Source organism: Pseudomonas sp. K5002, from assembly GCF_013386655.1.
Classification (GTDB): domain Bacteria; phylum Pseudomonadota; class Gammaproteobacteria; order Pseudomonadales; family Pseudomonadaceae; genus Aquipseudomonas.
In genome coordinates this window covers 1-842 of sequence record NZ_JACARK010001176.1, presented here as the reverse complement: position 1 = coordinate 842, position 842 = coordinate 1, and the positions used below count along the sequence as shown (strand labels likewise).

Below are 842 nucleotides of genomic sequence, written 5' to 3'. Positions count from 1 at the left end.
ACGTGGCCGCCCTGGCGGCCCTGCCTCAGGTCAAGCGCATCATGCCGGTGAACGGCGCAGAGGCCGGGGTGCGCCTTGGCAACGTCGACCATATGGCGTATGTCGGGGGCAATGACACCAATTTCCCGGCCATTTTCAACTGGCCAGTGGTCGAGGGGAGTTACTTCACCGAGGCCGACGAGCGCGCCGGAGCCACGGTGGCAGTGATCGGCAAACGGGTACGCGACAAGCTGTTCAAGGATGTGACCGACCCGATCGGGCAATACATCCTGATCGAAAACGTTCCATTCCAGGTGGTCGGTGTGCTCGCCGAAAAAGGCGCCAGCTCCGGCGACAAAGACAGCGACGACCGTATCGCCATCCCCTACTCTGCCGCCAGCGTGCGCTTGTTCGGCAGCTATAACCCCGAATACGTAGTGATTGCCGCCGCCGACGCGCGCAACGTGCACGACGCCGAACAGGCTATCAATCAGTTGTTGCTGCGCCTGCACAACGGCAAGCACGACTTTGAACTGACCAACAATGCCGCGATGATCCAGGCCGAGGCACGCACCCAGAATACCTTGTCACTGATGCTCGGCTCGATTGCCGCGATTTCGCTGCTGGTGGGAGGTATCGGGGTGATGAATATCATGCTGATGACCGTACGTGAACGCACCCGGGAAATCGGCATTCGCATGGCCACCGGGGCGCGGCAGCGGGACATCCTGCGCCAGTTCCTCACTGAAGCGGTGATGCTCTCTGTGGTCGGTGGCGTCACCGGCATCGGCCTCGCCCTGCTGGTGGGCGGCGTGCTGATCCTCAGCAACGTGGCCGTCGCGTTCTCGATTCCGGCCGCCGTG

At 62.5% G+C, this 842-nt stretch carries 1 protein-coding gene; it reads left to right on the top strand.

What is annotated here, in order from left to right:
* The coding region (locus tag HX846_RS34610) for an ABC transporter permease (protein ID WP_178967191.1) at positions 1-842 on the top strand (842 nt) is incomplete at both ends.